The organism is Cryptosporangium arvum DSM 44712 (genome assembly GCF_000585375.1).
In the GTDB taxonomy this organism is placed as follows: Bacteria; Actinomycetota; Actinomycetes; order Mycobacteriales; family Cryptosporangiaceae; genus Cryptosporangium; species Cryptosporangium arvum.
In genome coordinates this window covers 1,955,568-1,980,372 of the sequence record NZ_KK073874.1, presented here as the reverse complement: position 1 = coordinate 1,980,372, position 24,805 = coordinate 1,955,568, and the positions used below count along the sequence as shown (strand labels likewise).

Annotated in this window: 24 protein-coding genes and 1 pseudogene; 13 read left to right on the top strand and 12 right to left on the bottom strand. The window is 71.3% G+C overall.

Annotated elements, in window-relative coordinates; all coding sequences use genetic code 11:
- Nucleotides 1–12 precede the first annotated feature (12 nt).
- Together CRYAR_RS09185 and CRYAR_RS09180 are read left to right on the top strand one after the other, a co-directional pair.
- The gene (locus CRYAR_RS09185) at nt 13–1,314 is read left to right on the top strand and encodes a TIGR04013 family B12-binding domain/radical SAM domain-containing protein (protein WP_035849861.1); all 1,302 of its coding nucleotides are present in this window, start codon (nt 13–15) and stop codon (nt 1,312–1,314) included.
- 17 nt (nt 1,315–1,331) lie between these two features.
- Complete coding sequence (locus tag CRYAR_RS09180) at nt 1,332–2,204, top strand: LLM class F420-dependent oxidoreductase (protein WP_035849859.1); 873 nt, start codon at nt 1,332–1,334, stop codon at nt 2,202–2,204.
- Between the two features lie 132 nt (nt 2,205–2,336).
- Here CRYAR_RS09180 and CRYAR_RS09175 read toward each other — a convergent pair whose 3' ends face one another.
- The 6 genes from CRYAR_RS09175 to CRYAR_RS09150 form a co-directional block, all read right to left on the bottom strand.
- Nucleotides 2,337–2,780 (bottom strand): hypothetical protein, encoded by a 444-nt coding sequence (locus tag CRYAR_RS09175; RefSeq protein WP_035849856.1) that lies wholly within the window; start codon nt 2,778–2,780, stop codon nt 2,337–2,339.
- A 115-nt stretch (nt 2,781–2,895) separates the two neighbouring features.
- Complete coding sequence (locus CRYAR_RS09170; protein WP_211247355.1) at nt 2,896–3,813, bottom strand: methyl-accepting chemotaxis protein; 918 nt, start codon at nt 3,811–3,813, stop codon at nt 2,896–2,898.
- A 5-nt stretch (nt 3,814–3,818) separates the two neighbouring features.
- Complete coding sequence (locus CRYAR_RS09165) at nt 3,819–4,322, bottom strand: PAS domain-containing protein (protein ID WP_342673858.1); 504 nt, start codon at nt 4,320–4,322, stop codon at nt 3,819–3,821.
- 93 nt (nt 4,323–4,415) lie between these two features.
- Nucleotides 4,416–5,189: an alpha/beta hydrolase family protein gene (locus CRYAR_RS09160; RefSeq protein WP_063725689.1), complete on the bottom strand. Its 774-nt coding sequence runs from the start codon at nt 5,187–5,189 to the stop codon at nt 4,416–4,418.
- Nucleotides 5,190–5,241: 52 nt separating this feature from the next.
- Nucleotides 5,242–6,489: an MFS transporter gene (locus CRYAR_RS09155; RefSeq protein ID WP_035849853.1), complete on the bottom strand. Its 1,248-nt coding sequence runs from the start codon at nt 6,487–6,489 to the stop codon at nt 5,242–5,244.
- A gap of 78 nt (nt 6,490–6,567) precedes the next feature.
- On the bottom strand, nt 6,568–6,975 hold the full coding sequence (locus tag CRYAR_RS09150) for a MarR family winged helix-turn-helix transcriptional regulator (protein WP_035849851.1): 408 nt from the start codon (nt 6,973–6,975) through the stop codon (nt 6,568–6,570).
- 76 nt (nt 6,976–7,051) lie between these two features.
- Between CRYAR_RS09150 and CRYAR_RS09145 the strand changes: the two genes are divergently transcribed.
- The 5 genes and pseudogenes from CRYAR_RS09145 to CRYAR_RS09125 all read left to right on the top strand — a co-directional run bounded on the left by CRYAR_RS09145 (nt 7,052) and on the right by CRYAR_RS09125 (nt 11,831).
- On the top strand, nt 7,052–8,218 hold the full coding sequence (locus CRYAR_RS09145; protein WP_035861456.1) for a PucR family transcriptional regulator: 1,167 nt from the start codon (nt 7,052–7,054) through the stop codon (nt 8,216–8,218).
- Between the two features lie 152 nt (nt 8,219–8,370).
- Nucleotides 8,371–9,291: pseudogene (locus tag CRYAR_RS09140) on the top strand (ACP S-malonyltransferase); the annotation flags it as partial.
- 5 nt (nt 9,292–9,296) lie between these two features.
- Nucleotides 9,297–10,256: a beta-ketoacyl-ACP synthase III gene (locus CRYAR_RS09135; RefSeq protein ID WP_035849847.1), complete on the top strand. Its 960-nt coding sequence runs from the start codon at nt 9,297–9,299 to the stop codon at nt 10,254–10,256.
- 32 nt (nt 10,257–10,288) lie between these two features.
- Nucleotides 10,289–10,534 carry an acyl carrier protein gene (locus tag CRYAR_RS09130; RefSeq protein ID WP_035849846.1) on the top strand — a complete coding sequence of 82 codons (246 nt, stop codon included), beginning with the start codon at nt 10,289–10,291 and terminating at the stop codon, nt 10,532–10,534.
- A gap of 4 nt (nt 10,535–10,538) precedes the next feature.
- Entirely contained in the window at nt 10,539–11,831 is a 1,293-nt protein-coding gene (locus CRYAR_RS09125) for a beta-ketoacyl-[acyl-carrier-protein] synthase family protein (RefSeq protein WP_084700273.1), read from the top strand.
- 92 nt (nt 11,832–11,923) lie between these two features.
- On the opposite strand, the gene CRYAR_RS09120 is transcribed toward CRYAR_RS09125, so the two are convergent.
- The 4 genes from CRYAR_RS09120 to CRYAR_RS09105 form a co-directional block, all read right to left on the bottom strand.
- A complete protein-coding gene (locus CRYAR_RS09120) occupies nt 11,924–13,666 on the bottom strand; it encodes a glycoside hydrolase family 3 protein (RefSeq protein ID WP_211247353.1) in 1,743 nt (580 codons plus the stop codon).
- Between the two features lie 13 nt (nt 13,667–13,679).
- Nucleotides 13,680–14,171, bottom strand: a complete 492-nt coding sequence (locus CRYAR_RS09115; protein ID WP_035849844.1) for a DUF3145 domain-containing protein — start codon at nt 14,169–14,171, stop codon at nt 13,680–13,682.
- Between the two features lie 111 nt (nt 14,172–14,282).
- Nucleotides 14,283–15,155: a potassium channel family protein gene (locus CRYAR_RS09110; protein WP_051569953.1), complete on the bottom strand. Its 873-nt coding sequence runs from the start codon at nt 15,153–15,155 to the stop codon at nt 14,283–14,285.
- Between the two features lie 32 nt (nt 15,156–15,187).
- Nucleotides 15,188–15,955, bottom strand: coding sequence for a hypothetical protein (locus CRYAR_RS09105; RefSeq protein ID WP_157017520.1), 768 nt, complete (start codon nt 15,953–15,955; stop codon nt 15,188–15,190).
- 330 nt (nt 15,956–16,285) lie between these two features.
- Here CRYAR_RS09105 and CRYAR_RS47975 point away from each other — a divergent pair, with 330 nt between their 5' ends.
- The 6 genes from CRYAR_RS47975 (at nt 16,286) to CRYAR_RS09075 (ending at nt 22,509) form a co-directional block, all read left to right on the top strand.
- Complete coding sequence (locus tag CRYAR_RS47975; protein ID WP_169745015.1) at nt 16,286–16,468, top strand: hypothetical protein; 183 nt, start codon at nt 16,286–16,288, stop codon at nt 16,466–16,468.
- A gap of 80 nt (nt 16,469–16,548) precedes the next feature.
- Nucleotides 16,549–17,565, top strand: coding sequence for a LacI family DNA-binding transcriptional regulator (locus CRYAR_RS09095; protein ID WP_035849838.1), 1,017 nt, complete (start codon nt 16,549–16,551; stop codon nt 17,563–17,565).
- Nucleotides 17,566–17,666: 101 nt separating this feature from the next.
- Complete coding sequence (locus tag CRYAR_RS09090; protein ID WP_211247352.1) at nt 17,667–18,872, top strand: sugar ABC transporter substrate-binding protein; 1,206 nt, start codon at nt 17,667–17,669, stop codon at nt 18,870–18,872.
- Nucleotides 18,865–19,734: a carbohydrate ABC transporter permease gene (locus CRYAR_RS09085; protein WP_035849833.1), complete on the top strand. Its 870-nt coding sequence runs from the start codon at nt 18,865–18,867 to the stop codon at nt 19,732–19,734. Before CRYAR_RS09090 ends, CRYAR_RS09085 begins: the two co-directional genes overlap by 8 nt.
- Nucleotides 19,731–20,531: a carbohydrate ABC transporter permease gene (locus CRYAR_RS09080; RefSeq protein ID WP_035849831.1), complete on the top strand. Its 801-nt coding sequence runs from the start codon at nt 19,731–19,733 to the stop codon at nt 20,529–20,531. Before CRYAR_RS09085 ends, CRYAR_RS09080 begins: the two co-directional genes overlap by 4 nt.
- Before the next feature lie 10 nt (nt 20,532–20,541).
- Nucleotides 20,542–22,509: a glycoside hydrolase family 31 protein gene (locus CRYAR_RS09075; RefSeq protein WP_035849829.1), complete on the top strand. Its 1,968-nt coding sequence runs from the start codon at nt 20,542–20,544 to the stop codon at nt 22,507–22,509.
- On the opposite strand, the gene CRYAR_RS09070 is transcribed toward CRYAR_RS09075, so the two are convergent.
- Together CRYAR_RS09070 and CRYAR_RS09065 are read right to left on the bottom strand one after the other, a co-directional pair.
- On the bottom strand, nt 22,506–23,345 hold the full coding sequence (locus CRYAR_RS09070) for a metallophosphoesterase family protein (protein ID WP_063725688.1): 840 nt from the start codon (nt 23,343–23,345) through the stop codon (nt 22,506–22,508). The two genes, CRYAR_RS09075 and CRYAR_RS09070, sit on opposite strands and share 4 nt — an antisense overlap.
- Nucleotides 23,342–24,802, bottom strand: coding sequence for a rhamnulokinase (locus tag CRYAR_RS09065; RefSeq protein WP_211247351.1), 1,461 nt, complete (start codon nt 24,800–24,802; stop codon nt 23,342–23,344). Before CRYAR_RS09065 ends, CRYAR_RS09070 begins: the two co-directional genes overlap by 4 nt.
- Nucleotides 24,803–24,805 lie beyond the last annotated feature (3 nt).

Here is a 24,805-nt window from a genome sequence, read left to right as displayed (position 1 = left end):
CAGAATGGCGGCGTGAGCGTCGCCGTCGTCCTCCGGTACCGCAAGGCCGTGACCTACGGCCACCACGCCCTGCTCGGGGCGCTGGAGGCCGAACCTCCGGAGACCCCGTTCACGGTCGCGTTCGCGACCTCCCCGGAACAGACCGCGGCCGCGGTCGGCTCCGCACTGGACGAAGCCGACCGCGTGCTGGTGCTCTGGTCCTTCTACTCCCCCGACGCCGACGCGCTCGCCGTCGAGCTCGCCGCCGTCCGCGCCCTGGTGGACGACGAGCGCGTGCTGCACGTGGCCGGCGGGGTGCACGCCACCGCCGAACCGCAGCAGGTGCTCGACGCGGGCTGGGACGTCGCCGCGATCGGCGAGGGGGAGACGACGATCGTCCGGCTCGTCGACGCGGTCGGCACGGGGGCTCCGCTGACCGGCGTCCGCGGGCTGGCCGTCCGGGACTCCGACGGCGTGGCCCTGCGTACCGGCCCGGCGATCACCCGGGAGCTCGACGCGTTCGGCTCGTTCTCGCTGAAGTACCACAAGTACGGTCCGATCGAGCTCACCCGCGGCTGCATCTACGCCTGCAAGTTCTGCCAGACCCCGTTCATGTTCTCCGCGCGCTTCCGGCACCGCAGCGTCGAGAACGTCCGCTGGCACGTGCGTGCGATGGTCGCCGACGGCCTGAAGGACGTGCGTTTCACGACGCCGACGTCGCTGTCCTACGGCACCCAGACCGAGGAGCCCGACCTCGACGCGGTGGAGGAGCTGCTCGGCACGGTACGGGCCGAGCTGCCGCCGCACGGCCGGCTGTTCTTCGGGTCGTTCCCCTCCGAGGTGCGGCCCGAGCACGTCACGCCGGGCGCGATGCGGATGCTGCGCAGGTACGTGTCGAACGACAACATCATCATCGGCGCCCAGTCGGGCTCCGACCGGATGCTCGCGGCGTCCCGGCGCGGCCACGGCGCCGGTCCGGTGCTGGACGCGGTGCGGATCGCCGCCGCGGAGGGCTTCCGGCCCAACGTCGACTTCCTGTTCGGGATGCCGGGCGAGGACGCCGAGGACGCGGAGGCCTCGCTGCGGCTGGCCGAAGCCGTGGCGGCCCTCGGCGGGCGCGTGCACGCCCACACGTTCATGCCGCTGCCCGGCACGCCCTGGCGCGACGCCGAGCCGGCGTTCGTGTCGGCCGACACGATCTCGACGTTCGACCAGCTGGCGGCGAGCGGCGCGCTCTACGGCCACTGGCGGCGCCAGGCCGAGCACGCGTCGCGGCTGGCCGAGACGGCGAAGGCCTATCCGCGCCGCGCGCCCCGCAGGCGCACCACCGGCTGACGTCTTACGGTTGGTCGGTGAAACTTGCGATCCACTACCCGAACTTCTCCTTTCCGGGCGGGAACACCGCGATCGCGCCGCTGCTCGCAGCGACCGCTCGTGCCGCCGACGAGGGCGGCGCGACCACCTTCACGTTGATGGACCACTGGTTCCAGATGGAGACCGTCGCGCCCGCCACCGAGCCGATGCTCGAGGGCTACACGGGCCTGGGCTTCCTGGCCGGGATCACCCGCCGGATCAAGCTCGGCCTGCTGGTCACCGGCGTCACCTACCGCCATCCCGGCCTGCTGGCCAAGACCGTCGCGACGCTCGACGTGCTCTCCGAGGGGCGGGCGATGTTCGGAGTCGGCGCCGCCTGGTACGAGAAGGAGCACCACGCGCTGGGCGTCCCGTTCCCGCCGCTGGCCGAGCGGTTCGAGCGGCTGGAGGAGACGGTGCGGATCTCCCGGCAGATGTTCAGCGACGACGACGGCCCGTTCGAGGGCAGGCACTACCGGCTCGCGGAGACGCTCTGCGTGCCGCGACCCATCCAGCAGCCCGGTCCGCCGGTGATGATCGGCGGTTCCGGCGAGAAGAAGACGCTCCGGCTGGTCGCGCAGTACGGCGATCTGTGCAACCTGTTCGCGCCGGACGTCGAGACCGTGGCGCACAAGATCGAGGTGCTGAACCAGCACTGCGCGGACGTGGGCCGCGACCCGGCGGAGATCGAGAAGACGATAATCACCGGCCTCGACGCGCTCGGGGACACCGACACGTTCCTGCGCACGATGGAGCAGTACGCGAAGATCGGCGTCGAGCAGGTGTGGGTCGGCAACCGGGGTGTCGACGACCCGCCGAGCTGGGCCACCGAGGTGTGCGAGCGGGTTCTCCCGCGGCTGCGCGACATCTGACGACGCCAACGGCCGGGCAGCGCGGCGCGCTGCCCGGCCCGTGCTCCCCGACCGGTCACCGACCGGCCCTCAGCCCCAGGGAGCCCCTGCGCTCCGGACGTCGGCCGCTCGCACGGCCACCCGGTGCGAGCCCTACACCGAGGCGCCGGCCGAACCCTGGGCCGGCACCGCACCGACGAGCGCGTAGTCGCTCTGCACCGCCAGCGCCGCCGACGTCCGGGTCGTGCTCCCGGTCACCGGGGTGCTGACCATGATGCGCCCGGTGGGAGCCGAGGCCGGCCGGCGGCGCCGCAGCCAGCGCGCCGACCGCTCGGGAACGAGCAGCGCGACGGCGGCGGGCGCCAGGAGGAACGGCGCCGCGGCAACCGGGCCGACCACGTCGGCGGCGGCGATCGCGAGGCCGGGACTCGCCACGGCCAGGATCGCGGTGGCGTAGAGCGCCCAGGAGCGACCTTCACGCAGGCCGAGGGCGACGGAGCAGGCCACCCAGGCCACGGCCAGCTGCCAGATCAGCACGCCCGGCACCGCGGCGACCGCGACCTCGGCCATCACCGCGGCCCCGAGCAACAGGGTCAAGAGAGACGCGACAGTAACCAGAGACGGACAAATCGCACGATGCTTCGCCATGCGCACAGATTAGAACTTCGGTGACGTAATTACACGAATGTGACACACCCGTGATTGCGTCGTGTCACGCCTGGCGCAGCACTCCCAGGAACTTCGTGACCTCGCTGCTGAGCGTCTCGGCCATCTGGGACAAGCCGCCGGACCCGACGCCTCCGCCCTCGACCGCCTCGGCGATACCGGCGGCCATCTGGTCCATCTCCGAGACCGACGCGGTGACGCTGCGGATCGCGGCGACCGCGTCGTCGGTGCGCGAGCTCGCATCCGTGACCTGCTCGAGAATGCGCTCGCTGGCGCGCGAGGTCTCGTCGGCGAGCTGCTTGACCTCGGTGGCGACGACGCCGAAGCCCTTGCCGGCCTCCCCGGCCCTGGCCGCCTCGATCGTCGCGTTGAGCGCCAGCAGCCGCGTCTGCGCCGAGATCTTCGTGATGATCTGGACGATCTGCTCGATCTGCGCCGACGCCTCGCTCATCGTCTGGATCGTGGCGGTGGCCTGGTCGGTGGACTCGACGGCCTTGCTGGTCGCGCCGGCCAGCGTCTGCGCCGACGCACCGAGCTCGGTGGAGGCCGCGGCCACGGTTTCGGAGACCGAGAGCACGGCGTTCTCAAAATCGGCCGCGAGCGCGAGCTGGTGTTCCGTCACCTCCTCGACCCGCCGAGCGCTGGCCTGCATGGCCTCGCGGGCCACGTTTATCGACCGGGCCCCGGAGCGGAACGTGCCCTGCATGCCGCGCTCGAGGAACTTCCGGTGGAACCGGCCCTCGGTGGCCGAGGCGAGCGAGGCTGCGGCCTCGCGGATGAACGCGTCGGTCATGTCGAGCAGATGGTTGAGGCTGTGCCGGATCGTGGCGACGTCCGGGTAGCGGTCCTCACCCGGCAGCTGCGGCACCCGCACCTCGAAGTCGCCCTTGCCGGTGGCCTCGCACGCGACGGCCAGCGCACGCAGCGCGCCGCGGTAGATTTCGACCTCCGACTGTCCGTCCACGTTCTTCACCGGGCACCCGCCCGCGCCGACTCGAGCGACCAGACGAAGCGCTCGTACCCGCCGTGCTCCTCGGCTTTGCGGGCGAGCATCGCGGCGGAGGCCGCCAGCGCGTCGGACGACTTGGCGTGCCGGCGCTCCTCGGCGGCCAGCTGGCCGTAGAGCGGGCGGATCACGTCCATGCCGGCGCGGTCGGGCGTCCGCCGGTTGGAGTGGTAGCCGATGATCTGGCCGCCCGGCCCGAACGACGGCGTGACGTGGGCGAGCACCCAGTAGTGCGCGCCGTCGCCGGCCAGGTTCACGACGTAGGCGAAGATCTCCTGCCCGGACTTGATCGTGTCCCAGAGCAGCTTGAAGACGCAGCGCGGCATGTCGGGGTGCCGGATCATGTTGTGCGGCTGCCCCAGCACTTCGCTCTCCGGGTACGCCGAGACCCGAAGGAACACGTCGTTGACGTAGGTCATGATCCCTCTGGCGTCGGTCTTGCTCACGATCAGCTCGTCCTCGGCCATCGTGCGCTCGACCCCGCTCGGTACGACCGCCTTGCGTGTTCGCTCCGCCACTGCCATCCCCCTTGGCCTTGCCAGCGAGGGGATATTACTGGATCAAAAGGGATATATCTGCGCACTTAGCGCAGTGAGCACTCGTGGCCATTCGCGCGAGCCCGGCGTGATGACGCCGAAGTGGTCCGCGCCGGGGATGAGGATCAGGTCGGCCCGGCCGTCGGCGGCGTAGTTGCGCGAGACGTCCGGGGTGACGACGTCGTCGGCCTCGCCGTGCAGGATCGTCACCGGGACGGCCGGCCGGGGCAGGCCGGTGGGGTCCGCGATCGCGTACCGTTCGGGCACCGAACCCGGCGAACCGCCGAGAAAGTCCTCGATCGCCCCGTCCCCCAGCCCCAGCTCCGCCCCCACGCGCAGATCGGCGACCGGCGCCAGCGCCACCACCCCCGCGATCGCGACCGGAGCGAGTGGCGCGCCGGGGGCTCCCGGGGGAAGAGACCGGCGGGCGGCGGCCCAGAGGGCCAGCTGGCCGCCGGCCGAGTGTCCGGCGAGGATCAGCGGCCGGCCCGGCGCGACCGCGGCCGGGAGCGTGTCGACGAGCGTGGCGACGTCCTCCAGCGTGCCGGGGTAGCCGCCACCCGGCTGCCCCACGCGGCGGTACTCGGCCAGGAGGACCGCGTAACCGGCGTCGGCGAGCGCGGTCGCGAGCGGACGCGCGTGCGACCGGTCGTACCGGGCACGCCAGTAGCCGCCGTGCAGGAACAGCACCACCGCGGCCGGGTCGGGCACCTCGTAGAACTCGGCCACCTGCTCCGGCCCGGGTCCGTAGGCCACCGGCCGACCCGGGCGGCCACCCTCCGGCAACGGTTCGCTCATGCCCCGTTTGTAACCCGCCCCCGGCCGCGCCCGGCCACCGGGTGCCCGGGGATCAGTCGGCGTCGGCGGCGGTCACGACCGCCGCGGACGCCGGGGCGGGCTCGTGGCGGTCGACGTGACGCAGGTACCCGCGGCCGAGCCGGAGCACCACGACCGCCAGCCCCACCCCGAGCGCCCCGACGTAGAACGGGATCTGGGCGTTGACCTCCTCGGCGAGCTTCGTCGCCAGGTACGGCGCGATCGCACCGCCGATGAACCGCACGAAGCTGTACGCCGCCGACGCCACCCCGCGCTCGACCGGCGCGGCCTCCATCACGCACTCGGTGATCAGCGTGTTGTTGATGCCGAGCAGCAGGCCGGCCGCGACGACGCAGACGACGAGCGTGGTGGGCGAGGAGACCCCGAGCCCCATCACGACCAGCAGCAGCGACAGCGCGGCGAGGTTCACGTACATCGTCGGCAGCGTGCCGAAGACCCGCTGCAGCCGCGGCGCGACGAACACCGACGTGAACGCCAGGCACAGGCCCCAGCCGAAGAACACCAGGCCGAGGCCGTGCGCGTCCAGGCCGAGCGGGAACGGGGTGTAGGCCAGCAGCGTGAAGAACCCGAAGTTGTAGAGCAGCGCGGTCAGCCCGAGGGTCAGCAGGCCGCGGTGGCGCAGCGCCCGGAACGGGTCGAGCACCGACGTGGTGCGGGTGGCCTTCGGGATCGGCGGCAACAGCGCCAGGATCGCGACGAACGCGACCGCCATCAGCACCGCGACACCGTAGAACGGCCCACGCCAGCTGATGCCCCCGAGCACACCACCGAGCAGCGGCCCGGTCGCGATGCCGAGCCCGAGCGCGGCCTCGTAGAGGATGATCGCGCTGGCCACGCCACCGCTCGCGGCCCCGACGACGGTCGCGAGCGCGGTCGCGATGAACAGCGCGTTACCCAGGCCCCAACCGGCCCGGAACCCGACGATCGCGCCGATCGAGTCGGACGCCCCGGCCAGCGCCGCGAACACGACGATCACCGCGAGCCCCGAGAGCAACGTCCATCGCGGCCCGATCCGGCTCGAGACCACGCCGGTGATCAGCATCGCGACGCCGGTCACGGCCATGTAGCTGGTGAACAGCAGCGAGGTCTGGCTCGGGGTGGCGTCCAGGTCGCGGGCGATCGCCGGCAGGATCGGGTCCACCAGCCCGATCCCCATGAACGCGATCACCGAGGCGAACGCCACCGCCCACACCGCCATGGGCTGCCGGAGGATGCTCGGCGCGGCGGCCGGCGCCTCTTCCCGGTGGGCGAGGTCGGTCATGTCGTCTCCCTCGGTTCGTGTCACGTCAGCCGCCTCGCCGCGGTTCGCCGCTCGGCGTCGATGACGAAGTCGTCAGGGTCAGTCGGTCGCCAACAGGACGTCGAGCGCGGGTAGTGCGGCCCGGAGGGCCGTGCGGTCGGTCTCGGAGAGCAGGGCCAGGCGCTCGTCCAGCGCCCGGCCGGAGGCCACGCGCACCGCGGCGACCTCGGCGGCGCCGCGTTCGGTGACGGTCACGGTGACCGCGCGGCCGTCGGTCGGGTCGGGGGCGCGCGTGACCCAGCCGGCCTTCTCCATGCGGTCGACGAGCGCGGTCATCGACGGCTGCGCGGTCCGTTCGGCCGCCGCGAGCGCGCTGACGCGCTGCGGACCGTCGGCCAGCAGCCGCCCGAGCGTCCGCGCCTGGGCGACGCTCGGCCCGGCGACGACGTCGGTGGCGATCAACCGGTGCAGCCGGGCGATCCGGACGTACAGCTCTTCGCCTAGCACGCCGTCGACACTACTACATAGTTGCGCTATATAACTAGTTATGTCACTCCCGGCGTCGACGTGGGACGCTTCGCCCGTGACCTCCGCTCCACTCGCCGCGACGCTCCGCCGGATCGAACGGGCCTCCGGTGCGCTGGCGACGCGGAGCGTGGCACGCATGGACGACACGCTCCCCTGGTTCCGCGCACTCCCGGCCGACCAGCGCTCCTGGGTGACGCTCGTCGTACAGGCCGGCATCGGCTCGCTGGTGCAGTGGATGCGCAGCCCGATCAGCCGGCCCAAGGTCACCGGCGACGTGTTCGGCGCCGCACCGCGCGAGATGGCCCGCTCGGTGACGCTGCAGCAGGCGCTGGCGATGGTGAAGATCACCGTCGAGGTGGCCGAGGAGCAGGCCGGCGAGCTGGCCGCGCCGGGCGAGGAGTCCGAGCTGCGGGAAGCGATCCTGCGGTACTCGCGCGAGGTCGCGTTCGCGACGGCCGAGGTCTACGCCAGGGCGGCCGAGACCCGCGGGGCGTGGGACCTGCGCCTGCAGGCCCTCCTGGTCGACGCCCTGCTGCGCGGCGACCCGGCCGACGCGCTGGCCAGCCGGGCGGCCGCACTGGGCTGGACCGACCTCTCCCCCGTCTCGGTGGTGATCGGCACCGCGCCCGGGTCGGCCACCGTGGCCGACTCCGACCAGATCGTCGACAGCCTCGTGCACATCGGCCGCCGGGCCGGGCTGGACGTGCTGGCCGGCGTCCAGGGGCAACGGCTGGTCGCGGTGCTGGGTGGTGCCGACGACCCGGTGCGGGCCACCCAGATGCTGCTCGCGGAGTTCGGGCCGGGGCCGGTGGTGGTCGGCCACGCGGTGCCGACGCTCTCCGGAGCGCCGGAATCGGCACGCGCGGCGGAGGCGGGCTGGCGGGCCGTCGCGGCCTGGCCGGCGGCACCCCGCCCGGTCGCCGCCGCCGACCTGCTGCCCGAGCGGGTGCTCGCCGGGGACACCGAGGCCCGGCGCCGGTTGGTGTCCGACGTCTACAAGCCGCTCGACGCGGCCGGGCCGACTCTCGTCGAGACGCTCTCGGTGTACCTCGACAGCGGCGGCACCCTCGAAGGCACTGCCCGGATGTTGTTCGTCCACCCCAACACCGTGCGTTACCGTCTGCGTCGGATCTCCGAGATCACCGGCCTGGCACCGACGAACCCGCGCGAGGCGTTCAGCCTGCGGCTCGCCCTCGCGATCGGACGCATGCACGGGCACTGAGTCCTTCGACCGACTTGGGGTGGAAAAGAGCTCAGCGAGTGACGCGCGTCGCGCGTACCGGTCATCCTTTGGAGGTTTCCTCCAAAAACCTGCGTAGGAGTTAGTCGCTCGCCCTACCGCGAAAGAACCGGTTCAGTTGCGAGGCTTCTTACGTGCTCGCCCTACTCGCCCCCGGACAGGGCTCGCAGAAGCCAGGTTTCCTCACCCCGTGGCTCACCGGTTGGGACGGCGCCGACCGGGCCACCGCTGTGCTCGGTGACCACTCGGCCGCCACCGGTCTGGACCTGGTGCGCCTCGGAACCGAAGCTGATGCGGACGAGATCCGGGACACGTCCAAGACCCAGCCCCTTCTGGTCGCCGCCGGCCTCGCCGTCGCGGCTTTCCTCCCGATCGAACGCGCGTCGGTCGTGGCCGGTCACAGCATCGGTGAGCTGACGGCCGCCGCGCTTGCCGGTGTGCTCACGCCGTCGGACGCGGTGTCGCTGGCCGCCGCGCGCGGACGGGAGATGGCCGCCGCGTGCGCGCTGGAACCCACCGGTATGAGCGCGGTCCTCGGCGGCGTCGAGGCCGAGGTGCTGGAGCGCCTGGACTCACTCGGCCTGTACCCCGCGAACCGCAACGGTGCCGGTCAGATCGTCGCCGCCGGGCCGCTGCCGGCCCTGGCGAAGCTGTCCGACGACCCGCCGGCCCGGGCGCGCGTGATCGCGCTCCAGGTGGCGGGGGCGTTCCACACGCCGTTCATGGGCCCCGCGCGGGACGCTCTCGGGGCGCTCGACGTCTCGGTGGCCGAACCGCAGCGCACGCTTCTCTCGAACTCCGACGGCACCGCCGTCGACTCCGGCGCGGACGCCTGGGACCGGATCGTCCGGCAGGTCACCTCGCCGGTGCGGTGGGACTCCTGCCAGGCCACCCTGCTGGAGCTCGGGGTCACCGCGGCGATCGAACTCGCCCCGGCCGGTACGCTCGCCGGGCTGGCCAAGCGCGCGATGAAGGGCGTCCAGGTCGTCACCGTCAACACACCCGACGACCTGCCGGCTGCCGCCGAGCTGATCGCCGCGCACAGTTCGGAGGCCTCCCGATGAGCCGCTACACCGAAGGATCCGGCGCTCGCATCGTCGGCCTCGGTCACTACCAACCCGCCCGCATCGTCACCAACGACGACCTGACCACCCAGTTCGGCGTCGAGACCAACGACGCCTGGATCCAGGACCGGGTCGGCATCAAGGCCCGCCGGTTCGCGGCCGACGGCGAGACCGCGCTCGACATGTCGGTGGCCGCGGCCGGCAAGGCGCTGGCCAACGCGGGCATCGAGGCCGGCGACGTCGACCTCGTCATCGTCGCGACGCTCTCCCCGCCGACGATGCTGCCGAACGTCGCCAGCCAGGTCGCCGCGCGGCTGGGCATCAACGCGCCCGGCGCGTTCGACGTCAACACGGCCTGCTCGGGCTTCAGCTACGGGCTGGCCACCGCGCAGCACGCGATCGTCTCCGGTGCGGCGAAGACCGCGCTGGTGATCGGCGCCGAGAAGCTCACCGACGTGATCGACTTCGCCGACCGCACCACGTGCATCCTGTTCGCCGACGGCGCGGGGGCCGCGGTGGTCACCGCGGCCGAGCAGAACGGCATCGGCCCGGTGTACTGGGGCAGTGACGGTCCGCGCGGTGACGTGCTCCACATCGACGACGGGGGTTACATCCGGCAGGAGGGCCAGGCGGTCTTCCGCTGGGCCACCACCGCGCTGGCCCCGTTCGCCCGGCTGGCCTGCGAGCGCGCGGGCATCGACCCGACCGAGTTGGTAGCGTTCGTTCCGCACCAGGCCAACGTCCGCATCATCGATCACATCGCCAAGCGCCTCGGGGCGACGAACGCGGTGATCGCCCGGGACATCGTCGAGTCCGGCAACACGTCGTCGGCCTCGATCCCACTGGCCCTCTCCAAGCTGGTCGAGCGGGGTGAGCTGCCCTCCGGCGGCCCGGCCCTGCTGTTCGGCTTCGGTGGGGGTCTCACGTACGCCGGCCAGGTCATTACCATCCCCTGAGCCGTCTCACCACAGAGAGGAATGCGTCAACAGTGAGCAGCAACGACGAGATCCGCGCCGGTCTGGCTGAGATCCTCGAGGAGATCGCCGACGTCCAGAAGGACGACGTCGCCGACGACAAGTCGTTCACCGACGACCTGGACGTGGACTCGCTGTCCATGGTCGAGGTCGTGGTGGCCGCGGAGGAGAAGTTCGGCGTCAAGATCCCGGACGACGACGTCCAGGGTCTGAAGACCGTCGGCGACGCGGTGGCTTACATCTCCCAGGCGCAGGCCTGATCGAATGACCGAGCGCCCCTCCGCTGAGGTCTCCGCCGCTCAGGCGGTTTCCGCCGCCTCGGCGCCCACCGGCGCCGGGGCGAACGTCGAGGTGCTCGTCACCGGGCTGGGTGCCACCACCCCGCTCGGTGGCGACGTCTCCACCACCTGGCAGGCGATGCTGGACGGCAAGTCCGGCGTCGCGGCCCTGACCGACGACTGGGCCACCGACCTACCGGTGCGGATCGCCGCCAAGCTGGCGGTCGAGCCCACCGAGATCATCGAGCGCGTCAAGGCGCGCCGCATGGACCGCGTGCAGCAGGTGGCCGTCGTGGCCGCGCGCGAGGCCTGGTCCGACGCGGGTTCCCCCGACGTCGACCCGGAGCGGTTGGCCGTCGTGGTCGGCTCCGGTATCGGCGGCGCGCTGACGCTGCTCGGCCAGTGGGACGTGCTGCGTGAAAAGGGCCCCCGTCGGGTCTCCCCGCTCACCATCCCGATGCTGATGCCGAACGGGCCCGCTGCTGTGGTCGGGCTCGAGGTCGGCGCGAAGGCCGCCGTGCGCGCACCGGTCTCCGCGTGTGCGACCGGCGCCGAGGCGATCGCCATCGGCCTGGAGCTGATCCGCACCGGCAAGGCGGACGTCGTGCTGGCCGGTGGCGCGGAAGCCTGCATCCACCCGCTGCCGATGGCCGGCTTCGGCGCCATGCGCGCGATGTCGACGCGCAACGACGAACCCGAGCGCGCCTCGCGTCCGTTCGACAAGGCCCGGGACGGGTTCGTCCTGGGTGAGGGCGGCGGCATGGTCGTGCTCGAGCGGGCCGAACACGCCCGGGCCCGGGGCCGCTCCGGGTACGCGGTACTGGCCGGCGCCGGCATCACGGCCGACGGGTACGACATCGTGCAGCCGGACCCCTCGGGGTCGGGTCAGGCCCGGGCCGTCGCGGAGGCCCTGGCCGACGGTGGCCTCACCGGCGCCGACATCCAGCACGTCAACGGCCACTCCACGTCGACGCCCGCCGGCGACATGGGTGAGCTGATCGCGCTGCAGAAGGCGATCGGCGACCACCCGGTCGTCACCGCGACCAAGTCGATGACCGGGCACCTGCTCGGCGCGGCCGGAGCGGTGGAGGCGATCGCGACCGTGCTGGCGATCCGGGACGGCGTCGTACCGCCGACCATCAACCTGGAGAACCCGGACGACGGCGTGTGCCTGGACATCGCCGCGAACACGGCGCGGAAGATGAAGATCACCGCGGCGATCAACGACTCGTTCGGCTTCGGCGGCCACAACGTGGCGCTGGCGTTCCGCGAGCTCTGAGTTCTGCCCGCTCGGGCCCGGTCCTCCTCGTGGGGATCGGGCCCGACGTGTTTCCGGGGTCACAGCGGGGCGGGTCCGCGCCGAGGACGGTCTTACGAGCAGGCCGAGCGGGGGAGGCCACTCACGGGTACGGGTGCTTTTCCTGGAGCCTTGGCCCGGCCCACCAGGACGTTCGCCAGCGCCTTCATCGAGGACTCCACGGTCCCGTACGTGGCCAGCAGCGTCGGGGACTTCGCCGACGCCAGCACGTACGGCGTGTCCGTGGCCACCGTCACCGACGCGGGGCGGAGGTCCGCGGCCGTGTCCAGGTATCCCGCCAGGTGGATCGAGTCCCCACCGGCGCCGATCTTCACCCCGACCCGGTCCAACGCCGCGGTCAGGAACGCCCGGGCCTCGGACGACCCGCCCGTGATCGTCACCGGGCCTCGCACCAGCGGCCCGGAGCACTTGCCGCGCAGCACGGTGATCGCGGCCGCCGAGGCCCGCTCCACCGCCGACACGTGCTGGGCCGACTTCAGCGAGTCCAGCCCCGGCGCGGCCGGCCGCGACGCGAGCTTGACCGTGAGGACACGCGTCACGGCCTCCACCGCCCGCTCCCGGGGCAGCCGCCCGGACTTCAGCGCCCCCAGCAGCGCCTGCTGGGCCCCCTTCACGTCGGGCGGGAGCAGCAGCAGGTCGTTGCCGGCCAGCACCGCACGCACGGCCACCTCACCGGCCGGGTACCTGTCGGTGAGCGCCTTCATGTCCAACCCGTCGGTGACCACCATCCCGGTGAACCCCAGTTCGCCGCGGAGCAGGTCGGTGAGCACCTTGTGGCTCAGCGAGGCGGGGGTGCCGGGATCGATCGCCTCGACGTCCAGGTGGCCGGACATCACGATCCGGCTCCCGGCGTCGATACCGGCCTTGAACGGCGCCAGGTCGTCCTGGTCGAGCGCGGACCGGTCCTGCCCCAGCACCGGGATCGCCTCGTGGCTGTCGACGTCGGTGTGGCCGTGGCCGGGGAAGTGCTTGAGCGCGGTGGCCACGCCCGCCTTCTGGTACCCGCGAACGGAGGCCACGACGTGGCGGCTCACCAGCCCCGGGTCGGCGCCGAACGACCGGGAACCGATCACCGTGTTGCCCGGACCGCCGATCACGTCCGCGTCCGGCGCGAAGTCGACGTCGATGCCGAGCGCCGCGAGTTCCGAGCCGGACACGGCGGCGGCCTGCTCGGTCAGCGCCGGGTCGTCGGCGGCGCCGAACGCCATCGCGGTGGGCAGCCGGGTGACCCCGTCGCGGATCCGGGTCACGGTGCCGTGCTCCTGGTCGACGCCGATCATCAGCGGGACGCCGGCGGGCAGCTCGGCGGCGGTCTTCTGCAGCCCGTCGGTGAGTTTGCGTACCTGGGCCGGCGAGCCGATGTTCGACGCGGGGTTCGTGGGCGCCGTCGGGTCGTCGGAGGCCCTGCGGACCAGGATCACGCCGCCGAGCCGGTACTTCGTGATGATCTCGGCGGGTGTCCCGGCTCCGGTGCGGGCCTGGTTCAGCTCGCGCGTGGAGGCGCTGACCTCGTCCGGGTCGTCGCCGTAGACGAACGGCATGAGCATCTGCCCGACTAAGTCGACGTCCTCGAGCTTCGAGGCGATGGCCCGCGCCTGGGCGGCGGTGTCTCCCGACGGGGCGGGCGCCGAGGTGCCGTCCGGTGACGGCGACGACGGCCGCTCACGCGTCACCCACACGCCGCCGACCACGAGCCCGATGACGACGACCCCGGCGATCGCGAGGAACAGCGGTCGCCGGGATCCACCCCCGGGACGGTCGAACCGGCTGGGGGCAATCCGAGCGTGACGGGCCACTGCCCCACCGTACTCAGCCTGTCCGGTGCAGCCAGGTGACCGGGGCGCCGTCTCCCGCGTGCCGGTACGGCTCGAGTTCGATGTCCCACTCGGCGGCCAGGAGCTTCTCCAGGCCGTGCGCGAGCGCGTCCGGGCCGGCCGCGGTGGCCAGCAGGCTGCGCAGGCGGTCCTCGGACACCATGATGTCGCCGTTGGCGCTCATCGTGCTGCGGTGCACCCCCCGCCCGGGGACGTGCATGATGCGCTCCCCGTCGACGCCGGGGCTGGGTTCCTCGGTGATCTCGAAACGAGTCATCGGCCAAGCGCGCAGCGCCGTGGCGATCTCACCCGCCGTCCCCGGGCTACCGGTCCACTGGGACTCGGTACGCAGGGTCGTAGGATCGGCGTGTTGTGCCGTCCACTTGAGATTCACGGGCACGCCAAGGACCCGTGCGACAGCCCACTCCACATGCGGGCACACCGCAGGCGGGCAGGAGTGGACGTACAAAACGCCACGTGCTGACACCGGAGACCTCCCGAAGGAACGAGGTACGCCTTCCCCAACGCTCTCGTCCATCGATAGGTCGACACTCATGATGCCCTCGGGGCGGGTGTCGTGCCAAGCCGTTCTGCCCGGTCAGATGCCTAGATCATCGCGTGTCAGAGCCGGTTCTGTACCGGTTCTGCCCTTTTCGGCGTGTCGCGTGTCGTCAACCCGACCCACCACGTCGTCAAGTCGACTCTCTAAACGCTCCAACCGCTGAGACAGTTCTCTCACCGCGGAGAGGATCTCGACGTCCCGATCGACCTCCTCCTCGACCGCGGAGGCGACCGCCGTGAACTGCCCGATGAACCAGGCCGCGATGCTCGCAGTCACGATGCCGAGGATCGCGATGCCGGCCAGCATCAGGACGGCGGCCATCGCCCGGCCCTGAGCGGTCACCGGGAACCGGTCCCCGTACCCGACGGTCGTCATCGTGGTCATCGCCCACCAGACGGCGTCCGGGAACGTGCGGATGTTCGCGTCGGGGTGGTCGCGCTCGGCGCCGTAGACGGTCACCGCCCCCGCGAACAGCACGCCGATCGCCAGGATCGCGGTGTAGGTGCCGGTCCGCACGGCCAGGCTCTGCCGAGAGAGACGCCCGACCATGCTGACGAGCCCCAGCAGCCGCGGCAGCACCGCGACGATGCGCAGACCACGCAGCGGCGGAATGAGGACGACGACGAGGTCAGGCAGATGATCCCGGACGAATCGCGCGCGTTCGGGCGCCAGGACGAAGCGGGTCGTGTACTCGACGACAAAAATGACCCAGATCGTGACGTCGGCCCAGTGGAACCACTCCCGCGCCGACGCCGAGAGGCCTTGGTCGAGCACCGGCCAGACCAGCACGACGACGAACACCACCGAGAGCCCGAGCATCACGTCGTCGGTGCGATCGACGAAGCGCTGGTAGGCGCCGTCGCGGCGGGCTCTCGTCAGCCAGCCGTCACGGGCACCCCACCAGCGCATTCACCGAGTGTGCAAAAACTTTCGAGCAAAAACTAGCGTGCGTCGGCGGGCCGACGCCGGGAAAACACCGCGCCGCTCTCCGAGTGGAACCCGGTGCTCTCCGTGCCGGCCCGCTGCGGCCACCGCGGCTTGTCGTCGACCTCGCCGGGCAGGGACGCGGCCGGGATGTCCTGACGCTCGGGAACCGGCGGCAGCGCCTCGGTCGGGGTCTCGACCGGCGGAGCGGCGGCCTGGGTCTCCTTGGCCTTGCGCATCTCGGCCGCGAACTTCGCCAGCTCCGACTCCGACGCCTTGACCTGGACCTGCGACGCCTTCTCCAGGTTCTCGTAGAACATGCCGAGGTGGTGGGCCACCGCGCCGATCACCGCCGGCACCAGCGGCAGGAGCCACTCGGTCCAGATCCCCGGCGTCGCCGCCCTGGAGATGACGATCGCGGCCAGCGCCGCACCCGACCCCTTGGCCAGGGCACGGAGGAACGCCATCCCGATCAGCACCAAGCCCGACAATCGGGTCGTGTCGGTCACGGCGAGCGCCCGGGCGTCGCGTCGGCCGAGGTACATGCCGGCGAGCCCGGCGGTCACCGAGAACCCGACCGCGGCACCCCACATGGTGCTGTCGGTGACGAGCCGGATCGCCACCCCCGCGATCACGCCGCCGCCGATGGCGATCGCGCCCTGCATCCAGTCGACCTTCTCGCCCGGGTACCAGTACTGCGTCTCCGCGTCGTCCCCGCGCTTCTTGACGTAACGACCCATGACTTTGTCTCCGATCCCGTCGCCACGGACCAGTAGAACTTCCACGCCCCGACCCTCGTCGCTGAGGGTGCATATTCAATTCTGAAGAGTAGTTGTCAGAAAAGCACGGGCTGACGCCAAGTAAGTAGGGATCACCTCCCGAAGGAACGTGAGTGAATCGGCTCGCGACCCCGTCTGATTACTCGGTGTCCCGACCTACTCAGACACCTCGATCATCCCGGCGGGCGCGCCGGTACCACCCGCACGAACTTTCGAACGAGAGTTCGATACTGTGCCCCTATGCAGCGCGAACGCCCGTCAGAAAACAGTCCGGAACCGGCGCGTGAATTCTGGGTACGGGTCGCGATTGACGGTACTGCCCGAATTGTTCGAGTGGTGGCGCGTTCGCCCCAGGACGCGCTGCGCCGGTTCGGTCAGGATCTCCACCGCGGCGGGCGTCTCCAGTACTCCACCGCCGACGGTGATCTGGTCGTCGAGTGGGGCAACGTGGCCACCTTGGAGGTCGGTCCGATCGTCCGCGTCGTCCGTATCGTCGGGCGCCCGGACGAGCGGTCCTGAAACTCGACCCTTGCGCGGACGCCGCGGGAGCGCTTAACCTCGCCGCCATCGATACGCATCGATACAGGTGGGAGGGCGCGGTGGCCACGTTCACGAGCAAGGACGTCGCCCGCCTCGCCGGTGTCTCGCAGAGCACGGTCTCCTACGTGATGAGCGGCAAGCGCCCGATCTCCGAGGAGACCCGGCGCCGCGTACTCGACGCGATCGACCGCCTCACCTACGAGCCGAACGCCGGTGCCCGCGCCCTCGCCAGCCAGCGGACGAAGGTCGTCGGGCTGGTGGTGCCGTTCGGGGTGGGCGTCGACACCACCGGCCTGCTGCCGTTCATCGAGACGATCGCGGGTGCCGCCCGCGCCCGCGACCACGACGTGCTGCTCGTGACCGCGGACGAGGGCTCGGCCGGCATCCGGCGGCTGGCCGGCCGGTCGCTGTGCGACGCGATCATCCTGATGGACCTGCAGACCGTCGACGACCGGCTCGCGGTGGCGGCGAACGTCCGCACGCCGGTGATCCTGATCGGCGTCCCGGCCGACCCGCACGGCATGCACTGCGTCGATCTCGACTTCGCCGAAGCCGCCCGGCTCGCGGTCGGCGAGCTCGCCGCGACCGGCCACGATCGGCTGGCGCTGATCGGTCACCCGGCCGACATCGTGCTCCGCGACCTCAACTACGTCCGGCGCTTCGCCGACGCCGCCCGGTCGGCGGCCGCGGGCCACGGCCTGCCGCTGGAGATCATCGCGCCGGTCGAATGGGGCCGGGAAGCCGCGGGGGACGCCGCGGCACGGCTGGCCGCGATCGACGCCCGGCGGCTGGGCGTCGTCGTGCCGGCGTCGAACACCGTTCAGCCGCTGCTGCACGCGCTCAACGCCCGCGGTCTGGTGCCCGGACGGGACCTGTCGGTGATCGGCCTGCTCACCGACGCCGCGGCCGCCGAGGGCGAGCCGCCGGTCACGAACGTCTCGCTGGAACCGCGGGACGTCTCCCGGCGGGCGATGCAGACACTGTTCCGCCTGCTCGAGGACCGGACCGCACCGCCCCTGATCGACTTGATCACCCCGCAACTCACCCGACGACAGACGGTACTGCCCGGCCCGTAGCTCTTCCCCCGGTCGGGGCACTCCACGTGCCGTTCATCGATACGTATCGACGATCAACCCCCATCTCGGAAGGACCCCAGCTCATGGATCAGCGTCGATCGATGGTTCGCGCCGCAGCCGCACTGGCTCTGGCGCTCCCGCTCGCACTCGCCGGGTGCGGCGGCGGAGGGAGCGACTCGGGCGGAGACCCGACGAAGTTACGCGTCCTCGACTACTACAACAACGAACCCGACAAAGCCGTTTACACCAAGGTGCTGAACGCCTGCGCCGCCGAGAACAAGGTGACGATCCAGCGCGAGGCCGTGCCCGGCGACACGCTCATCCAGAAGGTGCTGCAGCAGAGCTCCTCCCGGACGCTGCCGGACGTCCTGATGCTCGACAACCCCGACCTGCAGCAGATCGCGGCGACCGGTGCGCTCTCCCCGCTCAGCGACTACGACCTGAAGGCCGACGGCTACGTGCCGGGCGTCGTCGCGGCCTCGACCTACAAGGACAAGCTCTACGGCCTGCAGCCGGTCACGAACACGATCGGGCTGTTCTACAACAAGGACATCCTGGCCGCGGCCGGCGTGCAGCCGCCGACGACCTGGGAAGAGCTGCGTGCCGCGGCCAAGAAGCTCACCAAGGGCAAGCAGTACGGCATCGGGTTCTCCGCGCCCGCCAACTACGAGGGCACCTGGCAGTTCCTGCCGTTCATGTGGTCGAACGGCGGGGACGAGAAGAACATCGCCACGCCCGAGACCGCGGCGGCCCTGCAGCTCTGGGTCGACCTGGTCAAGGACGGGTCCGCCTCCAAGTCGGTGCTGAACTGGACCCAGGCCGACGTCAACGACCAGTTCAAGGCCGGGAACGCCGCGATGATGGTCAACGGCCCCTGGCAGTTCCCGGTGCTCAACGAGGACACGAAGCTGCACTACGACGTGGTGCCGATCCCGGCGCCGAAGGCCGGTGGCACCGCGGTCGCCCCGCTCGGCGGCGAGACCTGGACGATCCCGAACACCGGCAACAAGGACAAGCAGAAGAACGCCGCGAAGATCGTCGAGTGCCTCAACAGCGACGAGAACCAGCTGCTGCTGGCCAAGGAGCGGCAGACGGTCCCGACGAAGACGTCGCTGCAGGACAAGTTCGTCACCGAGGTGCCGAGCATGAAGGCGTTCAGCACGCTGGTGAAGGACGCCCGCGCCCGCACCGGTGAGCTCGGCGCGGACTGGCCGAAGGCCGCGACGAAGATCTACACCGCCGTCCAGGCCGCGCTGACCGGCGGCGCGACACCGCAGAAGGCGCTGCAGGACGCACAGAATGGTTGATTCACGTCGCCGGCACCGGGCACTGGAAATCCTGTTCCTGGTGCCGGCGGTGGCCTACCTCGTGCTGTTCTTCGGGTACCCGATCGTCAAGAACCTCACGATGGGCTTCCAGGAGTACACGACCTCGACGTTCTACACCGGCGAGGCACCGTGGGTGGGGTTCGCGAACTACAGCGCGGTGATCGGCTCGTCGGTCTTCGGCAAGGCGCTGCTCAACACCGCCGTGTTCACGGTGGCCTCGATCGCCGGGCAGTTCGTGCTCGGCCTGGGGATCGCGCTGTACTTCCGGCGGCGGTTCCCGCTGTCGGGGCTGCTGCGGTCACTGATCCTGCTGCCCTGGCTGATCCCGCTGATCGTGGCGAGCGCCATCTGGCGCTGGATCCTCGATCAGGACAACGGGGCGCTGAACCGGGTGATCCCCGGTAGCCCGGGCTGGTTGACGAGCACGTCGCTCGCGCTGATCGCGTGCATCATCGTCAACATCTGGATCGGGATCCCGTTCAACACGACGATCCTGTACGGCGGGCTGCAGGACATCCCGCCCGATCTCTACGAGGCGGCGGCGCTCGACGGGGCCACCGGCTGGCGGGCGTTCCGGTACGTCACCTGGCCGCTGCTGAGACCGGTGGTGAACGTCGTCCTGGTGCTCGGGCTGGTCTACACGATCAAGGTGCTCGACCTGATCCTCGGCCTCACCCGGGGTGGCCCGGCGAACGCCACCCAGACGCTTGCCACGCAGTCCTACCAGCTGTCGTTCGTCGAGTTCGACTTCGGCCAGGGAGCGGCGCTGGGCAACATCCTGATCGTGATCTCGCTGGTGTTCGCGTTCGTCTACCTGCGCTCGGCCCGGAGGGAAGCATGAAGGGCTGGGGCTGGACGGCCGGCGGGGTGCTCATCCTGGCCGTGGTGCTGTTCCCGATCTACTGGATGGTCAACGTCTCGCTGCAGCCGTCGAGCGGGGCGGCGTTCACACCGTGGGTGCCGGTGGAGCTCGACTTCTCCGGCTACACCAAAGCGTTCCGTGACCAGGGCGGTCACTTGATGACCAGCCTGATCATCTCGGTGGGCAGCGTCGTGCTCAGCCTGCTGATCGCGACACCGGCGGCCTACGCGCTGGCCCACTTCCGCGTCCGCGGGGCCGGGGTCGTGCTGCTCGGTGTGCTGCTCAGCCAGATGGTGCCGGGCATCGTCGTCGCCAACGCGCTCTACACCGCGTACAACGACCTGGGCCTGCTGAACTCGTACCTCGGCCTGATCCTCGCGGACTCCACCGCCGGTATCCCGTTCGCGATGCTCATCCTGCGCGCGTTCATGGGCGCGCTGCCGCGCGAGGTGATCGAGGCCGCGTGGGTCGACGGCGCCGGTCCGGTGCGGACGTTCCGGTCGATCGTGCTGCCGATGAGCCGCAACGCGCTGGTCACCGGTGCGCTCTTCACGTTCCTGTTCACCTGGGGCGACTTCCTGTTCGCCCTCACGCTCACCACGACCGAGGACGTCCGGCCGGTGACGCTCGGTCTGTACACGTACGTCGGAAGTTTCGTGAAGGACTGGAGTTCGGTGATGGCCACCGCGGTCCTCGCGTCGATCCCCGCGGTCGTGCTGCTCGTGGTCGCGCAGCGGTACGTCGCCGCCGGTACCACCGCCGGCTCGCTCAAGTAGGAGATAAGCCATGGACGCCTTGGAAGTCCGCTTTCAACACGAAGTACTCCGGATCGAGCCATGGGGAACCGACAGCGTGCGGGTCCGGTCCGCGCGCGAGCAGATCCCGGCGTCCGACGTCGGGGCGCTGCAGGACCGCCCGGAATCCGGCCCGGTCACCGTCGAGGACGGGAAGCTGGTCAACGGCGAGCTGACCGTCCTCGTCGAGCTGCCGGAGGACGACGGGTACCCGTTCCCGCTCGTGCGTTTCGTGCGGACCTCGACCGGCGAGGAACTGCTCGCCGAGGAGCGCGAACACTTCTGGTGGCCGGGCGCGCGGGTGCACTACGGCAACCGGTCGGGCGCCGGCGAGCTGCACCAGCAGTTCAAGGCCTACCCCGGCGAGCGGCTCTACGGGATGGGGCAGCGCACCCACGGCCGGCTCGACCACAAGGGACTCGCGCTCGACCTGGTGCAGCGCAACGCCGAGGTGTCGATCCCGTTCGTGCTGAGCAACCGCGGCTACGGTTTCCTCTGGAACAACCCGGCGGTCGGGCGGGTGGAGTTCGCCGACAACGTGACCCGGTGGACGGCGACCCAGGCGCGGGCCATCGACTACTGGATCACGGTGGGTTCCCCGGCCTCGATCCTGTCCCGGTACGCCGACGCCACCGGCCACGCGCCGAAGCTGCCGTCGTGGGCGTCGGGGTTCTGGCAGTGCAAGCTGCGCTACCGCAACCAGGAAGAGCTCCTCGAGGTCGCGCGCGAACACAAGCGCCGGGGGCTGCCGCTGGAGGTGATCGTCAGCGACTTCTTCCACTGGACGGCGATGGGCGACTACAAGTTCGACCCGGAGGAGTACCCGGACCCGGCGGCGATGATGTCCGAACTCGACGAGCTCGGGGTCCGGCTGATGGTGTCGATCTGGCCGACGATCTCGCCGCTGTCGGAGAACTATCCGAAGCTGCGCGACGAGGGAATGCTCATCGGCACCGATCAGGGCGCGGAGTTCCACGCCACGATCCGGGACAAGGGCATGCCGGTGCCGATGCCGATCACGTTCCACGACCCGACGAACCCGGCGACCCGCGAGTTCCTGTGGTCGGTGGCGAAGAAGAACTACTTCGACCTCGGCGTCCGCGTGTGGTGGCTGGACGCGTGCGAGCCGGAGCTGAACCCGGGCCATCCGGCGAACCTCTCGCTGCACGCGGGCCCGGGCGCGGAGGTGGTGAACGTGTATCCGCGGGACACCGCGCGGATGTTCTACGACGGGATGGCCGCGACCGACGACCCGGAGACCGTGCTGCTCTGCCGCTCGGCCTGGGCCGGCTCGCAGAAGTACGCCGCCGCGGTGTGGTCGGGTGACATCCCCGCGACCTGGGACGCGCTGCGCCGCCAGGTGCGTGCCGGGCTGTCGATCGCGATCGCCGGAATCCCGTGGTGGACCACCGACATCGGCGGTTTCCACGGCGGTGACGCGTCCGACGAGGCGTACCGGGAGCTCATGGTCCGCTGGTTCCAGTACGGCGCGTTCTGCCCGCTGTTCCGGCTGCACGGCAACCGCGAACCCCGGATGTCGACCGGCTGGGACATGACCGGCGGCCCGAACGAGGTGTGGGAGTTCGGGGACACCGCTTTCCCGATCATCAAGGACGTGATGTTCATGCGGGAGCGGCTGCGCCCGTACCTGCACGCCCAGCTGGATCGGGCCTCGTCCGAGGGGCTTCCGGCAATGCGTCCGCTCTTCGTCGACTTCCCCGACGACGCCCGGGCGTGGGAGGTCGACGACCAGCTGATGTTCGGCCCGGACGTGCTCGTCGCGCCGGTGCTGGAGGCGGGCGCCCGCTCCCGGCCGGTGTACCTGCCGGCCGGCGCCCGGTGGACCCACGCGTTCTCGGGTGAGGTGTTCGAGGGCGGCACGACGATCGAGGCCGACGCCCCGCTCGAGCAGATCCCGGTCTACCTGCGCGACGGCGCCGACGTACCGGTGGCGGGCTAGCCGGCGGCGGGGAGGACGACCCTCGGCAGGCCGTGGGGGCGCGAGCGGGGACGCCACTCGCGCGGGTAGCCGAGGGACACCTCCTCGAACGGAACGCCGTCGACGACGTCGCTCAGCGGAATGTGCAGGTGGCCGTAGACCGCGACCGCCGCCCGGTACCGCAGGTGCCAGTCCGAGGTCAGCGTCGTCCCGCACCACTGGGCGAACTCCGGGTAGCGCAGGCGCTTGGTCGGCGCCGGGTGCAGTGGCCAGTGCGAGATCAGCACGGTCCGCTGGTCGGGCGGCAGCTCGGCGTCGAGCCGGGCGGCCGTCGACTCGACCCGCGCCCGGCACCAGTCACCCCGGGTCCCGTACGGGTCGGGGTGCAGGACCGCCTCGTCGGTGCAGACGACGCCGACGTCGTAGGCCTGCGCGAGGGCCTGCTCCTGCGTCTGACCCTCCGGGCGGAACGAGTAGTCGTAGAACGTGAACAACGGGGCGATCGTCACCGGCTCGGCGCCGCCGTCGAACGTCGGGTACGGGTCTTCCGGGGTGGTCACCCCCAGCGCGCGGCACGCTTCGACGAGCATGTCGTACTTCAGGGCACCGCGCGGGGAGCCCGGGTCCTTCGGCGACGTCCAGAGCTCGTGGTTGCCCGGCACCCAGATCACTTTCGCGAACGAGAGCGTCAGCACCTTCAGGGTCCAGGCGACGTGCTCGAGCCGCTCCGCGACGTCACCCGCCACGATCAGCCAGTCGTCCTCCGCGAGCGGCCGGAGCGACCGCACCACGTCGCGATTTTCCTTGTACCCGACGTGCAGATCGCTGACCGCGAGGAGGTTGCCCACCCTCTTCAGGCTAGCCGAGCGGCGAGGGTGTCCCAGTCGATGCCGGGACGAGGGTCGTAGCGCACGGTCGGCTGGGTCGCGGCCAGGAGCGCGCGGGCCTCTCCGAGGTCACCCACCACGCCTGCGGCGCGCGCCTGCACCAGCACGTTGCCCAGCGCGGTGGCCTCCACCGGGCCCGCGACCACCGGCAACCCGGTCGCGTCCGCGGTCAGCCGGCACAGCAGCGCGTTACGCGCTCCCCCGCCCACGAGGTGCACCACGTCCACGTCGTGCGACGCCAACGACGACGCCTGGTGGATGGTGCGCCGGAAGGCCAGCGCCAAGCTGTCGAGGATGCACCGCACGACCTCGCCGCGCGTCGCCGGGACCGGCTGGCCCGTCTCCCTCGCGAAGGCCGCGATCCGCGACGGCATGTCGCCCGGGGGCAGGAACCGGGCGTCGTCGACGTCGATCACCGTGCGACCGGCGGGCACCTCGGCGGCGTCGGCCAGGAGTGTCGGCAGGTCGGAGCCCGATCCGGAGCGTTCCCACCACCGCACCGACTCCTGCAGCAACCACAGCCCCATCACGTTGCGCAGGTAGCGGACCGTGCCGTCGATGCCGGCCTCGTTGGTGAAGTTGGCTTCGCGGCTCGCCTCGGAGAGCACCGGCCGGTCGAGCTCCAGCCCGGCCAGGCCCCAGGTGCCGCACGAGATGTACGCGAACCGGTCCCCCACCGCGGGCACCCCGATCACCGCCGACGCGGTGTCGTGCGACGCGACCGCCACCACCGGAGCGTCGAACCCGACCTCGGCCGCGACGTCCTCGCGCAGCCCGCCGAGCCGGTCGCCGGGCTGCCGCAGCGGCGGCAGCAGCTCCGGGCGCAGGCGCAGGTCCGTGGCCAGCTCCACGTCCCAACTGCGGCGGTGGACGTCGAGCAGCTGGGTCGTCGAGGCGTTCGTGACCTCGGCGCCCTGCGCCCCGGTGAGCCAGTAGCCGATCAGGTCCGGGATGAGCAGGAGCGCGCCCGCCGCCTGGTACGCCGCGCTCTTCCGACCCGCGACCAGCTGGTACACGGTGTTGAACGGCAGGGTCTGCAGGCCGGTCCGCCGGTAGAGCGACGCCGCCCCGATCTCGGCCGCGACCGCGGCGGCCACCCCCTCGGTGCGCTCGTCGCGGTAGTGCACGGGCGCGCCGAGCAACGCGCCCTCGGCGTCGAGCAGACCGTAGTCGACCGCCCAGGAGTCGACGCCGATCGACCGGGGCACGGCGTGGTCGCGACCGAGGAAGCGGAGACCGCGCAGGATCTCGGCGTAGAGGCCGGTCACGTTCCAGTGGAGCGTGCCGGCCAGGCGCACCGGCTCGTTGACGAACCGGTGCGCCTCGGTGAGCTCCAGGGTGTCCGGGCCGACCCGGCCGGCCACGACGCGCCCGGAGGACGCGCCGAGGTCGACCGCAGCGAACGAGGAAATGCCATCGACGTTCATCGC

What these genes read in the sequence shown, in the direction of transcription:
- CRYAR_RS09090 (WP_211247352.1), top strand. Translation starts at nt 17,667, where the DNA reads ATGGTTCGCGCCGCAGCCGCACTGGCTCTGGCGCTCCCGCTCGCACTC.
- CRYAR_RS09075 (WP_035849829.1), top strand. Translation starts at nt 20,542, where the DNA reads ATGGACGCCTTGGAAGTCCGCTTTCAACACGAAGTACTCCGGATCGAG.
- CRYAR_RS09155 (WP_035849853.1), bottom strand. Translation starts at nt 6,489, where the DNA reads ATGACCGACCTCGCCCACCGGGAAGAGGCGCCGGCCGCCGCGCCGAGC.
- CRYAR_RS09160 (WP_063725689.1), bottom strand. Translation starts at nt 5,189, where the DNA reads ATGAGCGAACCGTTGCCGGAGGGTGGCCGCCCGGGTCGGCCGGTGGCC.
- CRYAR_RS09125 (WP_084700273.1), top strand. Translation starts at nt 10,539, where the DNA reads ATGACCGAGCGCCCCTCCGCTGAGGTCTCCGCCGCTCAGGCGGTTTCC.
- CRYAR_RS09135 (WP_035849847.1), top strand. Translation starts at nt 9,297, where the DNA reads ATGAGCCGCTACACCGAAGGATCCGGCGCTCGCATCGTCGGCCTCGGT.
- CRYAR_RS09065 (WP_211247351.1), bottom strand. Translation starts at nt 24,802, where the DNA reads ATGAACGTCGATGGCATTTCCTCGTTCGCTGCGGTCGACCTCGGCGCG.
- CRYAR_RS09085 (WP_035849833.1), top strand. Translation starts at nt 18,865, where the DNA reads ATGGTTGATTCACGTCGCCGGCACCGGGCACTGGAAATCCTGTTCCTG.
- CRYAR_RS09110 (WP_051569953.1), bottom strand. Translation starts at nt 15,155, where the DNA reads ATGCGCTGGTGGGGTGCCCGTGACGGCTGGCTGACGAGAGCCCGCCGC.
- CRYAR_RS09165 (WP_342673858.1), bottom strand. Translation starts at nt 4,322, where the DNA reads ATGGCCGAGGACGAGCTGATCGTGAGCAAGACCGACGCCAGAGGGATC.
- CRYAR_RS09080 (WP_035849831.1), top strand. Translation starts at nt 19,731, where the DNA reads ATGAAGGGCTGGGGCTGGACGGCCGGCGGGGTGCTCATCCTGGCCGTG.